The organism is Paenibacillus sp. SYP-B3998 (assembly GCF_010820665.1).
Classification (GTDB): Bacteria; Bacillota; Bacilli; order Paenibacillales; family NBRC-103111; genus Paenibacillus_E.
In genome coordinates, this window is record NZ_JAAIKC010000009.1 from 1 (window position 1) to 19,821 (window position 19,821).

Annotated in this window: 15 protein-coding genes and 5 pseudogenes; 13 read left to right on the forward strand and 7 right to left on the reverse strand. The window is 41.0% G+C overall.

The features are described 5' to 3' along the window. Positions 1–355 precede the first annotated feature (355 nt). From GK047_RS20170 to GK047_RS20180, 3 genes and pseudogenes are all read right to left on the reverse strand, one after another. Positions 356–1,561 carry an MFS transporter gene (locus tag GK047_RS20170; protein ID WP_163950940.1) on the reverse strand — a complete coding sequence of 402 codons (1,206 nt, stop codon included), beginning with the start codon at positions 1,559–1,561 and terminating at the stop codon, positions 356–358. A gap of 429 nt (positions 1,562–1,990) precedes the next feature. Further along, positions 1,991–2,172, reverse strand: a pseudogene (locus GK047_RS20175) (MFS transporter); the annotation flags it as partial. Between the two features lie 111 nt (positions 2,173–2,283). Continuing rightward, positions 2,284–3,261, reverse strand: coding sequence for an aldo/keto reductase (locus GK047_RS20180; RefSeq protein ID WP_163950942.1), 978 nt, complete (start codon positions 3,259–3,261; stop codon positions 2,284–2,286). A gap of 160 nt (positions 3,262–3,421) precedes the next feature. Here GK047_RS20180 and GK047_RS20185 point away from each other — a divergent pair, with 160 nt between their 5' ends. Next, positions 3,422–4,297, forward strand: a complete 876-nt coding sequence (locus GK047_RS20185) for a helix-turn-helix transcriptional regulator (RefSeq protein WP_163950945.1) — start codon at positions 3,422–3,424, stop codon at positions 4,295–4,297. Positions 4,298–4,376: 79 nt separating this feature from the next. After that, positions 4,377–4,523, forward strand: a pseudogene (locus tag GK047_RS30685) (TetR/AcrR family transcriptional regulator); the annotation flags it as partial. Between the two features lie 359 nt (positions 4,524–4,882). On the opposite strand, the gene GK047_RS20190 reads toward GK047_RS30685, so the two are convergent. Both GK047_RS20190 and GK047_RS20195 read right to left on the reverse strand, forming a co-directional pair. Continuing rightward, a complete protein-coding gene (locus tag GK047_RS20190; RefSeq protein ID WP_163950947.1) occupies positions 4,883–5,284 on the reverse strand; it encodes a VOC family protein in 402 nt (133 codons plus the stop codon). Positions 5,285–5,403: 119 nt separating this feature from the next. Continuing rightward, positions 5,404–5,640 carry a hypothetical protein gene (locus GK047_RS20195; protein ID WP_163950948.1) on the reverse strand — a complete coding sequence of 79 codons (237 nt, stop codon included), beginning with the start codon at positions 5,638–5,640 and terminating at the stop codon, positions 5,404–5,406. Here GK047_RS20195 and GK047_RS29780 point away from each other — a divergent pair. Beyond that, positions 5,635–5,721, forward strand: a pseudogene (locus GK047_RS29780) (hypothetical protein); the annotation flags it as partial. The gene GK047_RS20195 and the pseudogene GK047_RS29780 overlap by 6 nt on opposite strands. A gap of 96 nt (positions 5,722–5,817) precedes the next feature. On the opposite strand, the pseudogene GK047_RS29785 reads toward GK047_RS29780, so the two are convergent. After that, positions 5,818–5,989, reverse strand: a pseudogene (locus GK047_RS29785) (DNA alkylation repair protein); the annotation flags it as partial. Between the two features lie 482 nt (positions 5,990–6,471). Between GK047_RS29785 and GK047_RS20210 the strand changes: the two are divergent. From GK047_RS20210 to GK047_RS20235, 6 genes are all read left to right on the forward strand, one after another. Next, positions 6,472–7,212, forward strand: coding sequence for a LytR/AlgR family response regulator transcription factor (locus GK047_RS20210; protein WP_163950950.1), 741 nt, complete (start codon positions 6,472–6,474; stop codon positions 7,210–7,212). 1 nt (position 7,213) lies between these two features. After that, positions 7,214–8,485, forward strand: a complete 1,272-nt coding sequence (locus tag GK047_RS20215; RefSeq protein ID WP_163950954.1) for an ATP-binding protein — start codon at positions 7,214–7,216, stop codon at positions 8,483–8,485. Between the two features lie 134 nt (positions 8,486–8,619). Continuing rightward, entirely contained in the window at positions 8,620–10,674 is a 2,055-nt protein-coding gene (locus tag GK047_RS20220; RefSeq protein WP_163950958.1) for a serine hydrolase domain-containing protein, read from the forward strand. Positions 10,675–10,857: 183 nt separating this feature from the next. After that, entirely contained in the window at positions 10,858–10,917 is a 60-nt protein-coding gene (locus GK047_RS30690; RefSeq protein ID WP_481856030.1) for a hypothetical protein, read from the forward strand. 25 nt (positions 10,918–10,942) lie between these two features. After that, the gene (locus GK047_RS20225) at positions 10,943–12,112 is read left to right on the forward strand and encodes a serine hydrolase domain-containing protein (RefSeq protein ID WP_163950961.1); all 1,170 of its coding nucleotides are present in this window, start codon (positions 10,943–10,945) and stop codon (positions 12,110–12,112) included. A gap of 565 nt (positions 12,113–12,677) precedes the next feature. Continuing rightward, entirely contained in the window at positions 12,678–13,232 is a 555-nt protein-coding gene (locus tag GK047_RS20235) for a DUF1700 domain-containing protein (RefSeq protein ID WP_163950964.1), read from the forward strand. Between the two features lie 630 nt (positions 13,233–13,862). On the opposite strand, the pseudogene GK047_RS20240 reads toward GK047_RS20235, so the two are convergent. Continuing rightward, positions 13,863–14,486: pseudogene (locus GK047_RS20240) on the reverse strand (Tn3 family transposase); the annotation flags it as partial. A gap of 434 nt (positions 14,487–14,920) precedes the next feature. On the opposite strand from GK047_RS20240, the gene GK047_RS20245 reads away from it, so the two are divergent. The 4 genes from GK047_RS20245 to GK047_RS20260 all read left to right on the forward strand — a co-directional run bounded on the left by GK047_RS20245 (position 14,921) and on the right by GK047_RS20260 (position 19,554). Continuing rightward, positions 14,921–15,016: a YjcZ family sporulation protein gene (locus tag GK047_RS20245; protein WP_163950968.1), complete on the forward strand. Its 96-nt coding sequence runs from the start codon at positions 14,921–14,923 to the stop codon at positions 15,014–15,016. A gap of 310 nt (positions 15,017–15,326) precedes the next feature. Then, positions 15,327–16,454, forward strand: coding sequence for a low temperature requirement protein A (locus GK047_RS20250; RefSeq protein WP_163951524.1), 1,128 nt, complete (start codon positions 15,327–15,329; stop codon positions 16,452–16,454). A 161-nt stretch (positions 16,455–16,615) separates the two neighbouring features. Then, a complete protein-coding gene (locus tag GK047_RS20255; RefSeq protein WP_205516896.1) occupies positions 16,616–18,406 on the forward strand; it encodes a sensor histidine kinase in 1,791 nt (596 codons plus the stop codon). Next, positions 18,406–19,554 (forward strand): response regulator, encoded by a 1,149-nt coding sequence (locus GK047_RS20260; protein WP_240344078.1) that lies wholly within the window; start codon positions 18,406–18,408, stop codon positions 19,552–19,554. Before GK047_RS20255 ends, GK047_RS20260 begins: the two co-directional genes overlap by 1 nt. Positions 19,555–19,821: the final 267 nt, after the last annotated feature.

Sequence of the window (19,821 nt, forward strand, 5' to 3'; positions counted from 1 at the left end):
AATTATCAGAAGTTGAAGAGTTTATAAGCAGTAATAAAGAATTTAAATCTGCTGGAGAGCTATTACTTCAAAAATTATCGATCAAGAATTAAAGTCACATAAGAAGCAAACATTACTAAACTAACGGGATACGATAGCTCAACGAGGAACTATTATTACTTTAGAGAAAAGTACTAATATATATTGGTACCAGTTAACCACTGAGTCTAGTGTGGAGCCTAAAAAGACTTTCGATTACAGGTTTTCTTTTTTATACAGCTTCATCGTTGTTTCTTTAATACCTTTATTTTCCAATGTGATTGCCCTGACACTTATTAAAGAGGACTTGACGCTTTTTAAGACGCTGATTCCTTGTTTAACCTATGTTTATTTCTTCAAGTGCTGGTATTTGTTTTGGGCATGAAATTTTATTCTTTTTTCGATCAAAAAGTTTGATTTTTAGCCCAATGCAGATGAATGCAAGCATCAGAAATAGTAAACCGCTCCATACTATTTGATGTGTGCCTATCTTGGATAAAAACCAGCCCCCCGAAGCAGTACCCAACGCAATACCCAGATTACTAAAAGATACAAACAAACTATTTGCAAACTCAGGCGCTTCAGTAGCCTCAGATGTTAGCCATATTTGGCTTATAATGAGACCGCCTGTGAAAACAGCTCCCCATACAATGATCATAATAATCATCGGTATCGTATAGGTCCCCGCATAAAATAGCATTAAATAGATCATTCCCAATACCAAAGGATACGCTAAGGTCGTTTTAACGATATTTTTACTTAGTAGCTTACCAGCTTGAAGATTACCGTAGACACCACTTGCGCCAAATACAACTAACATGACACTTATCGTTGTCCCATTCATGTTTGTCACTTTGCCTAGATATTCAGCAAAATAGCTATATACAGCGAATAGAGCTGACATAATGAAACATGCAGTTGCGATATTCAGCCATAATTGAGGTTTTACTAATACTTTTAATTGGCTCCCGTAGGATATTTTTTCTTTGACTGGCATAGAAGGAATCCAACCTAAAATACTTATACATGTTATCACATTAATCACCGCTGAGAATAGAAATGCTGATTCAAGCGAAAATTGATTTCCAATAAATGATGTGATTGGAACACCGAGAACCATACCTACCGTCACACCTGTAAATACTTTGGCCACCGCTTGGGTGCTTTGATCTTGTGGGACAGAACTCGCAGCAGCTGTAAATGCGACTGAAAAGTAAACAGGATGAAGAAAGGCCGGTAGTATTCGAAAAAGTAATAGAACCGTATAGTTAGGAGCAAATGCTGATCCCAGATTGGAAATTGCGAAAATGACAAGCACTCCGGCCAATATTTTTTTACGATTTATCCCTGAAAATAGTAAAGTCATAAAGGGTCCGAACATAGCTATGACTAGAGCGAACAAACTAACAAGTAATCCTGCTTGCGAGACAGTGATTTGGTAGTGCTGAGTAATCTGCGGTAAAGTACCCACAATGCCAAGTTCGGTATTAATAATTCCAAATATGCCGATGGCGATTATATAGGATATATATGACTTTTTCATAGCGATCGGATTCTCCTTAGTTTCGAAAAATGGGATGCCAAACAACACCCATACTGACTTATGGTTGTTTGGATCAGACTTATTTTGTTTTGTTAAGTAAGTAATTCTCCACCATTGCCTTATAATTCACGATCTTATCTGCAAGTAAATTCAGATTATGGCTAAGCTCAAGCATATGTTGCTGCACTTCTTTGTAGTGCTCCTCGAGAAGAATCCTCCGCTGTGTTAAGGCACGTTAAAGAAAATAACGGATCAATGTTACGCAAGAAATCCCCCTTCGTTACGCCATTCAAGGCTACCGAATTGGTCTAGTATTTCTTTGATAGTGCCTTATTTCAAATATGAAGTCTCCAGACATGTGGAGTGCTACGTGTTGCTAGTCAGGGTTTCAGTGTCTTAACAATTATGACGTTATACTGAAACTTCCAAATGAATAAGTCCGATGGAATCTATAATCACGCATCCCAGGTACGATCCGATAGCAATTCCGGCGTTAAACGCGGCAATATTGATCGCAGATACAACATCAATATTGCCGCGTTTAACGCCGGAACATAACGTTTAGCCAGCATCTGGACATAGGTTTGTAGTGCCGGCACATTCATGAAAGCCACATGTAGAACAGCGCATTTAATGGGATTGCGGTTAGCAATTTTTCCGCCAATTATTTTTATGAAATGAACAACACAAGAGGTTTGGGGCCTGTGTTGTTTTTGAATACACTATTCATTGATAGGCATTACGATTCGGGCGCTTTTGGCAATCTTTTTTATCTCTGTAAGCACAGATTCATTCAGTTTTACTTCGGCAGCTGCCAATGCATTCAAAATATGCTCGGGCTTACGTACGCCAATAAGAGCACTTGTTAAGGCAGGATTCGCCAGAACATAAGCAATGGCTAATTGGGAAACGGTGATGTCGAGTTGTGCGGCTACGTCTTTGAGTTGTTCGACGATGGCGATATTTTGCATGAAACCTTCCCCGGTATGGGAAGGGGATTTCGATCGCCAATCCTGCTCGTCGAAACGTGAGTCGAAAGTATAGTTGCCCGAGAGAAGTCCCGATGCAAGCGGACTGTAAGCCAGTACGCCGATTCCTTTATCTATGCAATACGGCAGAAGATCGGACTCCACCTGATGGGCAAGTATTGAGTAAGGCGGTTGCAGGGAATCAATATGTCTGACCGCCAAAGCCTCATCAAGAAGTGCGATGGGGAAGTTGCTGACTCCGACATAACGTATTTTGCCATCCTGAACCAACTTCTCCATGGCTCGCATTGTTTCTTCAACAGGTGCTTTAACGTCAGTATCCGGCCAGTGCATTTGGTACAAATCGATATAATCGGTACCGAGACGGCGCAAGGAATCTTCCGCTTCGCGAATGATCGAACCGTATGTTCCGTTGCGGGTTATATTGTTTTTATCGTCCCAGACTAGACCAAACTTAGTAGCGATCACGGCTTTCTCGCGACTGCCTTTAAGCGCCTTACCGAGCACTTCTTCGGAGTGACCCATGCCGTAAACAGCAGCCGTATCAAAAAAATTAATGCCAGCATCAAGCGCAGCACGAATACTATTTTGCGACAATTGATCGTTTTGTTCGCCCCATGAGAACACCCAGTCTCCGCCGCCAATTGCCCAAGTTCCAAAACCGATCACAGAGATTTCCGGTCCGTTTTTCCCTAATTTCCGATATTTCATGTTTATCGTCTCTCCTCCTATTTGATTGAATTGCACTGCGTTACCTGTGCTGTGGTATGATTATGCCACAGATACAACTGGATAACGATGAGTTTAGTTATCATAGGTGCAGTAACACCAGGTTAAAGGGATTACCCTTACCTTATAAGGAGTGGATTAAATGAGTACGAACAATCGGCGTTCGGAATTGGGAGACTTTTTACGGACGCGCAGAGAGCGTCTGGATCCTTCGGAACACGGATTTACGATAGGGACAAGACGAAGGACGTCAGGGTTAAGAAGAGAGGAGTTGGCGCAAGTTGCCGGAGTTAGCGTTTCTTGGTATACGTGGCTGGAGCAGGGGCGTGATATAAATGTCTCGTCGCAAGTGTTGGAGAGCATCGCTAGAGCGCTGCGATTGGATTGGGTGGAACGAAGGCATCTGTTCAATTTGGCGTTGGACACGGATACGATTCAGTATTTGCCTCAACAGTCATCGGATTATAATAACGTGCTTCAAAGTGTATTGGATTCTTGGGATACCTGTCCGGCGTATGCAGTTGATTACAAATGGAATATTGTTGGGTGGAACTCTTTGGCGAGCCGGGTTTTTGGTGATTATTCTAAGCGTTCTGAAAGGGATCTCAACTTGATATGGTATGTTTTTACCAATCATTCACAGCGTATGCTGCTTGTAAACTGGGAAAGAGAAGCGAAAAACGGTCAGGCCTTGTTTCGAGCGACCAGCGACCAATACGCAGATAACCCGTGGTTTAGCCAGTTTATACACGACTTAAGCGAAGCCAGTTTGGAGTTTCGGGAATGGTGGGCATTGCACGATATCCGGATCACTCATGGCAACAAAGAGCTGAATCATCCTGTTGTAGGAAGTTTGTCCCTGAGACAAACAACGTTATTGATCGCTGAGTTCCCTGAGCTTAAAATTTTGCTGTATACCCCACTTCCACAGGGAAATACGTTGGAGAAGCTCAGACATCTTGCTTCATCAACGCACGCAACTGAAACAAAGGAATTGCAGTTGGGAATATTTCGTTGAAGTATGAAATGATGTTCATAACGACTTCAGCATACATCTGGGATGTTTCCAGTGCCACGCACTTCATTCCTATGCTGCATTCCGGGAGGTGCGACAAATCGTACTTCATGCATTCCATCAGGCAGGAATCCAGAAGCCCGAAGAAAGAACTATGTTGTTCCTAGCCAGAGGATTGTTATGCAACATTGCTGTAGCAATTAACTTACCGGAATTAATGGAAAAATGAGGAGGTGAGCGACGCCTCCGTAGAAAATTCAAAAAGTTTAACGGGATAGAGAGCTCAATAAAGGATGTTAGATACAGATGTCCGCCATTGAGCTAAAGGAAAACGATAGTGGAGGAGCTTGCCGCGTGGCAGCTCTTTCTTTTGGTTTATTAAAGTAACGGTCAGGCTAGTTCCAATATGTGTTAATATAGTTTATGTAAGACTAATAAATTAACACGGGCTAACCCAGGTGATTTGTATTAGTTTAACCCACGAATTTTTCCTTCTAAGCAACGATTTTAATTTGAATGACAGATATGAGATTATACGGGGTGTAAAAAAACGCCGGTGACCCTAAGCAGGTGACCGGCGTTTCCATATTAGCGTTTCGGCATTTTGCTCTCATCCATGTACAGCAGGTTCCAGCGGTGACCGTCCAGGTCGGCAAATCCTGCGCCGTACATCCAGCCGTCAATTTCACTCGGCTTGCTAAAGATGCTTCCTCCGGCAAACTCTACTTTTTGAATAAAGGCATCTACTTCTTCTCTGCTTTCAGCGCCAATGGAAAATATTACTTCTGCGCTATGGGAAGTATCTGCGGTTTTTGAACCTGTAAATTTCTCAAACGCCGCATCCGGGAACAGCAGAATCGTTGTTGGGCCTATGGCAAGCTTGGCTCTTTCATTACCAACGCTCACCGCATGGAATCCAATCTCATTGAAAAAGGCAGTTGACCTCTCAACATCTTTGACCGGCAGGTTAATCCAAATCTCCTGTGACATGGCTGTAGCCTCCTGGAATATATTCAACTACTTCTACTATACTCTACTTCTGGCAGCAGAAGCGAATCTTATAAAAGAAACCGCAAGGTATGACATACCTTGCGGTTTCCTTAGTAAACTTATTTACTTGTCTGCTCCAGCATCGTCTCCGTCAAGGTATCGATCTGGCCAAGAATGGATTTCGCATCAAAGTAGAAGTGTGTTTTGTAATCCAGCGGAATGACATTGCCATTCTTAACGGCCGGAGGTCCTTGCCAGATTTTGCTTTCGGTAAGAGCCTTAAGCTGCTCTTCGGATGTTTCAGTATACGAATGGTACAGCAGAACTAATCGGTATACATGGTTCAAATCATGCAAAAATCAGCATCAAAGGAAGAAGCCGTGCAATGGGTGCTTAATGATATCGGGGTGAAGTCAGAAAATGTAATGGTATTCGGGGATGACTTTAACGATTTAGGACTATTCCAAATGTGGGGTTTGACAGCCGCCATGCGGCGGCGACACAACGCGCGCCCAGCGGATTTCCGATCGCAAAAGCTGCTCAGCCAAAGGTTGATTTATTTTAATTTTCTTGGTGATGGAGGGGCTTCATATCGCATGCAGCCACGCCAAAAAGCGGTTCGTACGCGCCATTGGATCCGTACTTTTTCTTGGTTCGTTCCTTGCCGAGAGCTTCAAGCTCCTGCATAACCATTTTTACATACATTGTTTAATACTTCTTTCTAATTGGAGGTTTACCCTTAGGGTTTATGCTATCTATTAAGACTATATCAGATTTTGTAAGTATTTTTAATTGCACTTCCATCTAAGCAGGAAGCAGATTCAGTCGGAGATATACGCAACACCCAACCGGATTGTGACCAGATCATTGACGGGTAGGATAACGTGATGAGCCATTAAATTATTTGTCAGTAGAATTTTGTTCTAGTAAAAATTTATAACATAACTCCATAGGGATGTAATAAAAAAGACATTCAAAACACCTCCGAAAATTGGTAAGGTACAGTCAAGGAAATATTTAGGGGGATAAGTATGCAAAGAAACTCCGAAAAAGAAGCTCGTTCATTTGGTGTTGAGGGATTTTAATTTGCATTTCATCCAAAAGCTATCTATACAAAGTCAAAAGGTTGTATCATGCTTATATAGAGTTTTAGAATAAAGGTATTGGAAATGAGAGGTGTATCATTTTTGTATAGAGTGGCTATTTGCGATGACGAGGAAAAACAAAGAGAGCTTGTTAAAAGCATCCTGATTACGTTGTCGATAAAAACAAATATAGATTTTGAAATCGAATTATTCGGCTCGGGAGAGCAGTTGGTATCCTATTATGAGCGCCATGAAACTCCATTCCATATTTTAATTTTGGATATTGAAATGGGTGGGATGAACGGGATTCAAACAGCCCGTACAATAAGAGGGTTAAATAACCTGGATGAACAAATTATTTTTCTGACAAGCTATCCTGAATATATGGTGGAAAGTTTTGATGTCATGACATTCCAGTATTTGATAAAACCCATTGCTCCTTCGATCTTGGAGGAGAAAATGATCAAGATATGCCAATACTTTCAAGCACTTGATAAAAAGTTTATGGTTATCAAGTCAACCTATGAAGAAATCGTTTTAAAATATGATGACCTCATTAGTATTGAAGCTGCCAAAAGCTTAACTATAAAAAGCAAACTACATTTTACGACCACTAATCAAACCTATGAAAGCAAAGGCATCATTTCAGATTATGCTTTGGCCTTAAAAGACAGTAACTTCTTGCAAATCCATCGTTCTATTATTATTAATCTGCTTCATGTGAAGAAATTTGCTAGCGGAGTTGTTCTAATGTCCAATGGGTTGGAATTACCCATAGGTCGTTCTAAAATTAAAGAGGTTAAAGATACTTACACCAAATTTATGATTATGAAGGTCGATTGATATGATTCAAAATAATTTTCCTATTGTCTTTAGCATTGTACTTGTGATGGGCGTTCAAATTAATTTTTTCTTCAACTCGGTGTTTGATAAATCAGCTAAAAAACATAACCGGTTCATTTATTTCATTATGTTTGGGTTGCTTGATTACCTATATCTGGTTATTCCCATCTCTCCTATTTTATCTTTGATTCTATCCTTGCTCATGATATTTAGCTTTGCACAATCTTATCAAGTAGAAATTAAAGACAAGATCATTTTTTCTATGTTATACGGTGTTTTAATATCTCTCGTTAATTTTATATCCCTTTATATTTTTTATACCCTATATTCAGTTGAGTTTAGCTTTGACCCTGTAAATGAACATGATCAAATAGCCTACACAAAAGCTATTTTACTCAGTTGCATGATCATGTTTGCTATCATTCAGATCATACGACTACTTGCAAAACGTAGAAGTTACTCTTTGCATTATCGTTACTACATATTTTTTTCGGTTATTCCTATCATAAGTATAAACCAACTGAATATTCTAACTTATAAGGACGCCTATTCTTTCATATCCGTCATTGTATTACTATTTTTAAACGTTATGATTGTCTATATTTTTGATACGATCATTGATAAATTTCAATTCATGCATGAGAATGCTCAGTTGCAACATCAGATGGACTATCAGGATGCGAATTACGAAAAAGTCGTTCACAGCTTCAAATCCATTAAAAGAATCATTCATGATACGAATCAACAGTTTTTGTATATTGAAGAGTGCATTAAGCGAAATGAGTTAGCAACTGCACTGGAACATATTAAGACGACATTAAATAAAGTCGAAGGAGCCTACCAAAGGGTAAATACGGGGAATCTGGTTATAGATGCCCTTGTCACAAATACGCTTAATATTGGACAAGCCAATGGCATAAGAATAGATACGAAGCTTAACTTATATTCACAAGAAATCCATATTGACCGTTATGACTTATGTGTTGTCATTGGAAATATGCTAGATAACGCAATAGAAGCTTCTAAAAAGTTAAAAATCGCAGAAGATAGGTACATTCTTATAAAAATACATTCTACCGAGTCTAATCTTCTCATTCACATCATGAATCATATGGAAAATGAAGTAACCGACTTGCACAGCCAAAAACCAAACCCGGAATTTCATGGTATTGGATTAACAAATATAGCTAGAATCTGCGACAAGTACGGTGGTCATATGACTTTTGAAACAAAACTTAAAGTATTTAATAATATGGTTCTGCTGCCATTTTAAACCAACAATCCTTAAACAACATGTTGTTTAGGGATTGTTTTTTTCGTTTCAGGGTGATTTTTAATATAACAGCCTTCTTCCTTGTATGATGAATTCAGCAAGTAAATCTAGAAAGAATGATGAGGGAATTAATAATGAAGAAGATGGTTTCTATAGTAATGACCGCTATGCTTATTGCAATACCGGTCACCCCTGCTTTTGCTCTTACGAATCATGATACTGTAAAAGAAAAGGCACAGGAGCTGGCTTCGAAGATCGTGTCCGATTATGGTGTAAGTGGATTGCAGTATGCAATTATGGATCATGGATCCATTGTTTTATCGGATAGCGCTGGTGTATACGATAAAGCGACCAAGAGTCCGATAACCAAAGACACGATGTTTGGAATAGGCTCGGTAAGTAAAACGTATGTGTCTGCTGCAACGATGATGCTAGCTGATTCTAATAAAATTGATATTGATAAACCACTAACCACGTATATCAAGGACTTTAAAATGGCAGATGAGCGATATAAAGAGATTACGCCACGCATGTTGATGAATCATTCTTCAGGACTTTACGGTAGTCACTACGAGAATAGCTTTTTGTTCGATGACAATGATACGAAAAATCATGATCAATTATTGGTCAAATTACAATCAGAAAGGTTAAAGTCAAACCCAGGCGAATCCTCGGTATATTGTAACGATGGTTTTCAACTGCTTGAAATCTTGATCGAACGAGTAAGCGGGTTAAGTTACAGCGATTTTTTTGAAACCTTTATTAGCAAGCCTCTTCATTTAACCTCTACCAAAACACCACGTGATTCATTTGATAGAGACAGGCTCGCAAAAACTTATTTTCCTGCGATAGATCAGGCTTTACCCGTAGAGAATGCCAATCTCATTGGGTCAGGAGGCCTCTACTCCACGGCCGAAGAAGTAAGTAAGTTCGCTGAAGTATTAATCGGGAATCGAACGGATATTTTATTTGAGAAGTCAGCAAAGGCTATGCAAAGTCATGAGTATAGAAAGGGAGTGTGGGTTTCTGAAGAGACAAACACCATTAATTATGGTCTTGGTTGGGATGCTGTCCGTTTAGCACCATTTAGTGATTACGGAATAACCGCATTATTTAAAGGTGGAGATACGTATATGTATCACGCTGCTTTGACTACCCTACCCGAACATGATATTTCTATAGCTGTGCTTTCATCGGGAGGTAGTGGAACCTACAATAGTATATTTGCATCTAATATTTTATTGGAATATATAAGAGCCAAAGGCATCATTAAAGAAATCCTACCTGAAAAAACATTTGAACCTCCATTGAAAGTGGACATGCCATCCGATTTGCTTGCTTACTCTGGATTATACGGTACTGTAGGTAAAACGGTAAATCTGGAGATAAAGAACGGAGAGATTGATTTACCCGCTCTAGGATTTGGATTGTTACCGCCTCAAAAATATGTATATACGGGCAATGGACAATTCAAAAACAACGATGGGAGTGCAACCGTAAGCTTTGACCAACCGAAAAATGGAAAAACCTATTTAAAACTTGACACTTATATAAATACTCCAGGATTAGGTCAAGCGGTTACGGTAACCTATGAATATCAAAAGTTAGATTCCAATCCTCTAAATCAGTCAACTAAAACGGTATGGGAACATAGAAATGGAAAAAACTACTACGCTTTGGATGAAAAGATAACTTCAATAATGTATCTGATCAAAACGCTTTTGGCCAAAAATATATCCGTTGATATCAACCATGGATACGCATCAGGCACTAAAATTGTTGACGAGAATAAAGCAGTAAATGCAATTGAAATTCCTATTTCGAGCGGAAGAGATGCTTTTGATTTGAATTTCTATAACGAGAACCATAAAGAGTATTTAAAGATCAATGGACAATCGTATATCAGTGAAGATGCTATTCAATCCATTTATGAAGGGAACGACTCGTTTTGCATCATACCATCGGGTGGTCAGGCTGTATGGTATAAAATTGATGATAAATCAGCCAATCGCGTCATGAACGTTGAGACTCCAGTAAGTGGGGGATTTGCCGTTTATGACGCGGAGGGGATGGTTGTGAACTTTTCAAAGGCAAGCAACAATCATACGGTAGTACTACCTGAAGGTGGGATGATCGTTTTTGGTGGTAATGAGGGCGATGTATTTAAAATTAATTTGAAGAATAAATAGACTACTCAACTTTGGTTGATATACTAACGATTATTGAGGTACTGTGTTGTACGATGTATATGCAGGAGGTAGGTGTGAAAGGCGGAACAGATATGCCGTATATATGAAAAACAAACCAGTTAACAGAGTATTTTAAGGAAAAGAATTAATTTCTGGGATGCGAAAAAAAGAGGAATTTACCGCTTGTTAGGACAGAATGGCGTTGGTAAAACAACAATTATGAAGATGATTACAAACTTATAATATTAATAGAGAAGAGGAATACCTTATGAAAATATGTAGTCAAATTACATTTGCAAGTCTGGCCCTTTTGATAACTGGAAGTTCCCTGCTATACACATCGCCAACCTCAATTGTAAAAGCAGAGCCCATTCAAAATGAATCTAGTTCTTTACAAACAAGCACTCAACAAGATCATAATTCCGTCAAGCAAGCTATGGGGGATACATTGCAACTTGGATTCCCGGGGATACTTGCTAAAACTTCTGAGGGGGGAAAAAAGTGGGGTTATGCCACTGGGATAGCGAATCTGAGCACAAAGAAACCAATGGAAACAGATTATCGCTTTCGCATTGGTAGCGTGACGAAGACGTTCACCGCAACGGTTGTACTTCAATTAGCTGGAGAGAACCGCTTGAATCTAGACGACTCCATCGAAAAATGGCTGCCTGGTGTCATTCAAGGAAACGGTTATAATGGTAATCAGATTACCATCCGGCAGATATTGAACCATACAAGTGGTATCGCTGAATACTCAAGATCCAAAGACGCTGATTTTATGGATACAAAAAAATCGTATACGGCTGAAGAAATAGTGAAGTTGGGGATTTCTCTGCCCCCAGACTTTGTTCCAGGAAAGGGCTGGTCTTATTCAAACACAGGATACGTATTACTGGGTATTCTTATTGAAAAAGTAACCGGAAACAGCTACGCGGAAGAGATTGAAAATCGGATTATTGAACCGCTTGAATTGTTGGATACATTCCTACCTGGCAATTCAAGCGTTATTCCAGGCACCAAGCATGCTCGGGGATATTCCCAACCAGACGAAGCAAGTGAGATAAAAGACGTTACTTATTATAATCCAAGTGCAGGTAGCTCGGCTGGAGATATGATTTCTGATGCTGACGATTTAAATAAATTCTTCTCTTACTTGCTCGGTGGCAAATTACTGAAGGAAGAGCAACTAAAACAAATGCTTACTACAGTTCCTGTAGGAAGAAAAGGAATCGAAGGATATGGTCTTGGAATCTCTGAATTTAAGCTTTCAAATGGTGTCTCGATATGGGGACACACAGGTGGCATTCTAGGGTTTTCTACGATTGCTGGAGGTACACTTGGAGGAAATCATACGTTGGTCGTCAGTTTGAACAGTTTGGGTAGAGATAACAGTCCTAATCCTTTTAAAAATATTTTACTTGCTGAATTTAACAAGTAGGAAAAAAGGAAAAACGGAAAATAGTGATAAATTTTGTCATAGCCCCAACTTACTTCTAAAAATAAATTTGGGGCTTTTATGGAATTATGGCAGCAACTTTTTAAACCTTGCCCCCCTCAAAACACGCCCGGAAAACCCGCGCAATACAAGGGGGGGTGCCCCTATTGCGTAACATTGCCCGCTGTTTCTGCTTGCGTTCGGCGGTTGCTGGTACTGAATTTACATGAAGTACTGTGTTGTACGATATATATGCAGGAGGTACAATACATGAATGTAGAAGATTGGAAATCACAAATTAAGCGAGGAACACTTGATTTTTGTATGAAATCATAAGTAAGTTAGAGCAGTATCCTATTGTTCTGCAAAAGAAAATACAATTTATCCACTACTTAGAAGATTATTGAAAGAAGAATATATTTTTTCATCTTGGCAAGAAAGTACCGAGGGCTTGCCCCAAGAAAATGTTATACCCTTACAGAAAAAGGAAACGAATACTTAAACGCGATGTCCTTAGAATGGGATAATTTATTAACAGCTATATCGGAAATTAAAGGAGAGTTAAATTATGGATAAAATTATGAATGACTATTTTATAAAAATTGAAAAGTATTTGAAATCTATGTCCGATTGCGAGCGTATTGACATTGTAAAAGAAATCAAAAGTGTAATGCTTGAATTGCAAAATAATGGTGTATCTTCTGAGAAAATTATCGAACGGTTAGGAAACCCAAAAGAATTAGCGAAAGCATACTTAGGTGAAGCCATTTCAAAGAACAGTAAATTTAGTTGGCGTAAATTCGGCGCAATATTTGCATTTTTTAGCAACTTTGCAGGCATCAACGGTATGTTACTTTTGCCGTTCATCAGTACTCTTTCCATTGCTTTAATGATTGGTGGAGTTATTACGCCGATAGGCGGAATTGTTAAATTTGTCGGGTATCTTATGGGATATGATATTGCCGGAATAACAATCGAAATGGGAGTATTTACACCAAGCCCAGTGCAGTTTTTGCCAATTTCTATTGTGATTGGTGTGTTAATGTTTTGGCTTGGGAAAGTCTTATGGAAGCTTACTATTAAATATATACACGCAATTAGTCAGAAAGAGAAAACAGCATAATAATATAAAGAACGGGGCGCGACGGTCATTCATAGACCAACCGTACCCCACTTTTACTATGGGTGTGTCACGCAGTAAAGCCCTTATCCCTCTCAAAACGAGAGCGGAAACTAGCGCTATACAGGAGCTTATGCACCCCTATCGCGTAATAATGCTCTTTGTTTCCGCTTTCCGCCTTTTTTGGGGTGGATTTTTGGTATTAATAGGTCAGCCAGAGATTTCTGGCTGGCCTATTTTTGTGTAGGCATCTTAAGATGGTGATAGCCGGGAGAACGAGGGTGGCTTAGGGACGCAGTTCCCGTCAAAAAAACTGTTCTCTCACTACCCTCCAATGACCATGTTTGAGGGGTAGAGGCAATGACCTCGCATCACAAGCGAACTCTGTGCTTTGTGTTTAGGTTATGTTCTCGATGAACCAGTAGATTTCCGGATCATTGAGCTAACGGAAACGATAGTTCATTAACAATACCACGATGCTGATGCGGACGCTCGGAAGCCTTTCCCCGCTATCGGTAGTTTAGTTCAAGCAAGTGAATTGGTTTTATGATTATTAGGGAAGGGATCTATAACATGAACTCTAAGAAGGCAAACTATTTAATAGCTATAGCAGTTTTATTGATATATATATTTATGAGTCAAACCAAAGACCTGATCCGTATAGCCAGCGGTATCCGTATAATGTTCCTCAATTGATAAGTCCGACTCATGGTGCAGTAGGCCATCGATGACATGCACCGCATCGCGAGCGTTTGTATTGATGATTTTCGTATAGAACGATGAAAATTGATCACTGACAAATCGATAAATAGTAGCCCCTCTGCCTGATCCGTAATGGGGGTTAGGATCGGCACTGAGAGACGAAACGCCTACTTGCACACGCATACCATCAGATGAGGAAGTGCTTCCATCGCCCCAGTAGGAGGCTAAAGAACGGTGATGATGAAAGTTCACAAGTGTTGCTTGTGCTCTGTTCATTGCATTATCGTACATTCTCCACTGGGTAGCATTGGCCATTTGATGATACGAGATACCAGGCGTTGCATCCGCCATTTTTGTTAAGCCAATATTGGTACCCATAGCCATGAGCGATGCGAGAACAATCGGTTTTTCTTCGGTCTTAGGTTGACGATTGGTTGAAGCATGAATGAATTGCTCGTCAAACCCAGTCCAACTCGCTACTTCTAAAAGTAGGTCCGTCAACTTTACCCGTGGCAGCATGCTATAAAGAGCTGCGCTATATTGTTTCGCTTCTTCCGTTGATGATCCCAAAATGCACGAATATTAATTGTAGACAATAAAGGTAAATTAATAAGTTCAGGGTTAACTAATAATAATGGAATTTGGAGAGTATTATTAACTACTGACGTTGAGCACTGTGGAGGATGTAAAGTCTTTTATTGAATCAGAACTTAAGGGGTTTGCAGAGAATAAAGGCTTTTATTGTGGGATATTTGTTGCGGATAAATTCATTGGAGAAATAATCATACACAACATTGACTGGATTAACAAAAAAACATCAATAGGATATTGGAGTAAATGGTCGATCAGATCAGCACTGTTCGGGTTATTCGTTACAACCCGAACGAAAGACCAAATACAAAGTGTGTCCAATCAATAACAGGTTAAGTTTAATAAATTATAACTGTTCCTCCTATATTCAATTCCCATAAGGGAAGGTGGTGTTTTATATGAGTGGATACGCTGGTGGATATGGTACTTCGAGTGCCGCTGTTCTTGTACTGTTCATACTTCTTGTCATTGTTTTGATGGCTTTTGTTATATAAACACTGTCATGGTATGTTGTTGGGAGTTGAGCTAACGAGAAACGATAGCTGAACAAACAAGGAGCAGATTTGTCGAGGGAGCTGCTCCTTGTTTTTATTAAGATAACGGGCAGATTAACGCGAAATAATTCAATTTAATTTGCTTCCATCCTCAGATTCACTCTATCAGCAGATATTTCAAACATATGACATTCTCCCATAGAATAATCATATTACCCTATTCGTAATCGATCACATCAGATAAGATGGGTTAGTACTCAAATAAATTGTGATAGGGGATCCAACACATCAAAAGCAAAGGAGTACAATGATGAATAAACACGCATCGGAATTTCAACACACTACAGCATTTGCTGAGAAGAAAGTTACCTGGTTGGAACTATTTTATGATCTACTTTTTGTAGCAGCTGTTTCAAAAGCGAGTCATGTCTTGTTACATGTCGAATATGGTTCAATTCCAGTAGAATACTTAACGAAATTCGTCCTAATATTTGTTCCGATCTGGTGGGCTTGGGTAGGGCAATCGCTCTTTGTAAATCGGTTTGGACAAGATATCATTTCTCACCGAATATTTCTGATTCTACAACTATTTTTTGTATTAATAATGACAGCAAGCCTATCAGTTAATTTTGATCAATACTATATTCCATTTTTAGTAGGCTATGTTGGTTTAAGAGCTATGACTGCCATTCAATATCTTGCGGTACATAAGAAAGAAGAAGCACATAGAAAGATCACTGCCCGCTATTTGGGGAGTCGCTTTTGGATTGGTTTGGCGATATCTTCTTTATCACTATTCTTTGACTCGTGGATTCGTTATGTAGTTTTGTATGCGGGAATAACTGTAGACATATTGCTCCCATTAATTGGTCGGAAATACTTGGTGAAAAGCCCAATAAATACTCACCATTTATTAGAACGCTTCTCACTGTTTGCACTTATTCTTCTTGGCGAAGCAGTAATCAGTATACTAACAGTATTGCAGTCTAGCTACTGGACGTGGCAATCTATTTTATTTGCGTCAATAACTTTTTTATTAATTATCGCTATGTGGTGGCAATATTTTGACAATGTCGAAAAGAAAGTGAACAAAATAATAGAGACTGCAGGGCAAACTATTATTTATGGTCATTTATTCATTTATTTATCAATGTGTATGATCGCAGCTTCGATTCAATTGTTATTTTTGGAACAATTAAATTATTCATTTATGTTAAGCTTTATTTTTGGATCTGTATTGCTTTACTTTTTTTCAACCTCGTTGGTCTTCAATAAATATAGACATATACATCTAAGATTGGGGATAGCTCATTTAGCCTTATTATTAGGATTACTTGGCGTTTTTTTTACAGTGGATTTGTTTTTCTTTATACCAAATTACATAATTATTGGAGAAGTGATGGTGTTCTTTGTTGTATATGCTAAATTAACGACTTGAACTTACATGTGCGATTTGGATCCAACTCGTTAAAGTTGCTGAGTGCAGCGAGTGCAAACGTTGGAGGAGCCGAAGCCGTGGACACAAAATAGAGAAGATGATATCCTAAATTTAGTACATTTTAATAAAAGGGAGACGCAGCCGTGGACACAAGACAGTGGATGGCGATAACGCTTTTTCTCGCAACGGCGCTGATGGTGTTCGTCTCTTTCTTATCTTACCGCAAACGCCATCTGCCAGTTGCAAAAACGATGGTTTTGATCATGCTGGCAGCGGCTTGCTATGCACTTGGCTACGCATTTGAGGTGTTGAGCCGAAACCTAAACGAAGTGAAGCTGTCGCTCCAAATCGAATATTTGGGTATTCCATTCATCACTACGCTCTGGTTCTTTCAGGTCGTTCAATTTACAGGGACGGCGGCCCGCTATCGCAAGCTTCTCGCGCTAGTGCTGTTTGCTGTGCCCGCAGCGGTCTTTTTCCTCCATTTGACCAACGACTGGCATCACCTGATTTATGAGCGGTATAGTCTGAACACGGATTCTGTGGTTTCGTTATATACGACGGTCAAAGGGCCCTGGTATAAGGTGCATACCGTTTATAATTATTTCGTTTTGCTGTGCGGGATATTGCTGTTTATTCCCATGTATTGGCGGGCTTTGCCGATCGTGCGAAAGCAGATTGCCGTCCTTCTTTTGGGGGCGATCGCGCCTATGTTTTTCAATTTGTTTTTATGGACCGGCATGAGCGTTGATTTAACACCGTTCGGGTTCGCCGTATCGGGTGTCGCCTACGTTTGGGGGATTTTACGGTTTAATTTGCTTCGCTTAACGCCACTTGCGATGGCCAAGGTGTTCGAAACGATCCGGGACGGAGTCGTCCTGATCGATTATGAGGACCAGATCGTCAGTTACAACCACGCAGCCGAAAAGGTGCTTCCCGAACTCGGTTTGACGAAACGCTACCCCGTCCATATGGGGAAGGTTTTGCCCTCCAGTCCGGAACTGATTGAACGCATTCGCACCGCAAGTGACGAGGACGAACGCTTCCCGTTCCACAGATTCGATGCGAACCGGAAACGGTATTACACTTGTAGTTTGTCACCCATTTACGATTCAGGTAAGGTCCTGATCGGTAAGATGCTGATGTTCAACGATATTACGGAGTTGAAAGAGAGCGAGGCCCGGTTGCGCGAGAACGCCCGGCAACTGTCCGAGCTGAACGCGTTCAAGGACAAGCTGTTCACCGTCGTGGCGCACGACATTCGCGATCCGATCGCACTCCTCGTCAGCTTGACCGAGCTCCTGGGCGATAAACTGACCGCCGCCGACTTCGAGCATGCCGAATTAGTGAGGGAACTTAAAGGACAAGTGCAAAACACGTTCTATCTTGTCGAAAATTTACTGGATTGGTATCGCAGCCAGAAAGGGAATGTCGTATTTCGCCCGGTTGGCTGGAATTTGCAGCAGGTTGTCCGGCAGGCATTACTGATTTCCGGCACGAAGGCCGGTATGAAGCAGATTCGGATGACGGAGCGAATCGACGAGAAGCTTACGGTTAGAGCCGATAAAGAGATGCTGGATCTCATTTTGCGAAATTTGCTATCGAATGCGATTAAGTTTACTGGCATTGGCGGGGCGATTGAGATCGGGGCCGTTATGGACGGCGATCTGATCGTTGTTTCTGTGCGCGACAACGGAGTAGGCATCGACGATCAGACATCGGAAGCGCTGCGTCTGGAGGAGCCGTTCTTAAAGGCTATGGTTGCCGGGGGCGATTCAGGGGATACGAGATTCGGATTGGCACTGACCCGCGAATTCGTTCACATCCACGGTGGCAGTCTTTGGTTCGAGAGCGAGCTGGGCATTGGAGCGACCTTCTCATTCACTTTGCCAGGCTCCGTTGATGGACGTAACGCGTTCGACAGCTGTGGAATGGAGGAGGAAGCGGGTTGATGAAAGTGATTTTGGTGGACGATGAGCCAATGATGCATTTGATTTTGAGTGAAATGCTGATCAAGCTGCCTGGGGTTCACGTGGCGGGAGCATTTACAGATACGAAGTCCGCAGCCTCTTTTCTAAAAGAGAACACAGATATTGTTCTGGCGTTCGTAGATCTCTCTATGCCAGGCGAGAGCGGAATGGAGTTCGCCGCCAAGATAGAAGCTTCCGATTCTTCGGTGCAAGTTGTTTTCGTCACGTCGCATAAGGAATTTGCCTTGGAAGCTTATGAATTGTCCGTACTGGATTACTTGGTTAAGCCCGTGTCCCAGGAGCGACTGGAGCGGGCGGTAAATCGTGCCCTGGCGAACCAGCGGATCATCCGCTCGTCATCGCTGTCAGCTCCGGTTTCTGCAGAGCCCGGAAAAATTGTCCTAACGATGCTCGGCGACGTCGCCGTGAGTAATGAAGTGGGTCGCACCAAGTGGATTTCGCGGAAATGCGCGGAGGTGTTCGCTTATTTGCTGCTTTACCGCGGCAAACGAATTCCTCGTTCCAGGCTGGTTACGGATATTTTCGGAGGGATGCAGCAAACGGGTGCGGAGAACTACCTGAATACGACCGTCTATCAATTGCGCAAGTCTTTGGAACCGCTTGGCATGCGCGAGGTCGTACGCTCGGAGAACGATGGTTACGCGCTCGACTTGAAGGATCCCGTTATCGATTATGTGGAATTCGAAAAGCAAGCGGAGCAGCTGAAATCCATTGAAGCCGGGAATGTGGAGAGAGCGCTGCAAATCGAGCGTTTGTATACAGGCGATCTGTTCGGGGATAGGGCGTATGTGTGGGCCATTCACGAAACGGAGCGCTATGCGGAATTGTATGCCTCGTTCGTAAAACGGCTTGCCGCAGCGCTTATTTCAATGAGGGATACGATCCCGGCGTCGAAGCTGCTGCTCAAGGTGAAGGAGCGCAATCCGTTGGATGAATCGGTTATGCGTCATCTTATGACGATACGCGAGATGACCGGGGACAAAAAAGGACTGACGGCTCTGTATACCGATTATGTTCGGCTTCTCAGTCGGGAGCTCGGTATTCGTCCGTCTGAGGATCTGGTAGATCTATACACCTTGTTGCTAAGTCGATTATCCGATAAAAAATAAATATTTACGTCAGTCCAAACAACCGCGAAAGCTTGATGCGCGGTTGTTTTGTTTTTTACGGCCATACCGTTTATTGTAATTAGTCTCAAAACAGATGATGAATCTCTGAAAAAAGAATTGACTGATAAATATAATTAAAACTTCTGTTATTAAAAGTTGAAAAGTAGAACTGGTCTCCAATGATGCTAGAGATACATACACTAGGCATTTAAAGGGTGGATTTATATGACGATACTTCGTTTACAGAAGTAGATAAGGATGATGTGA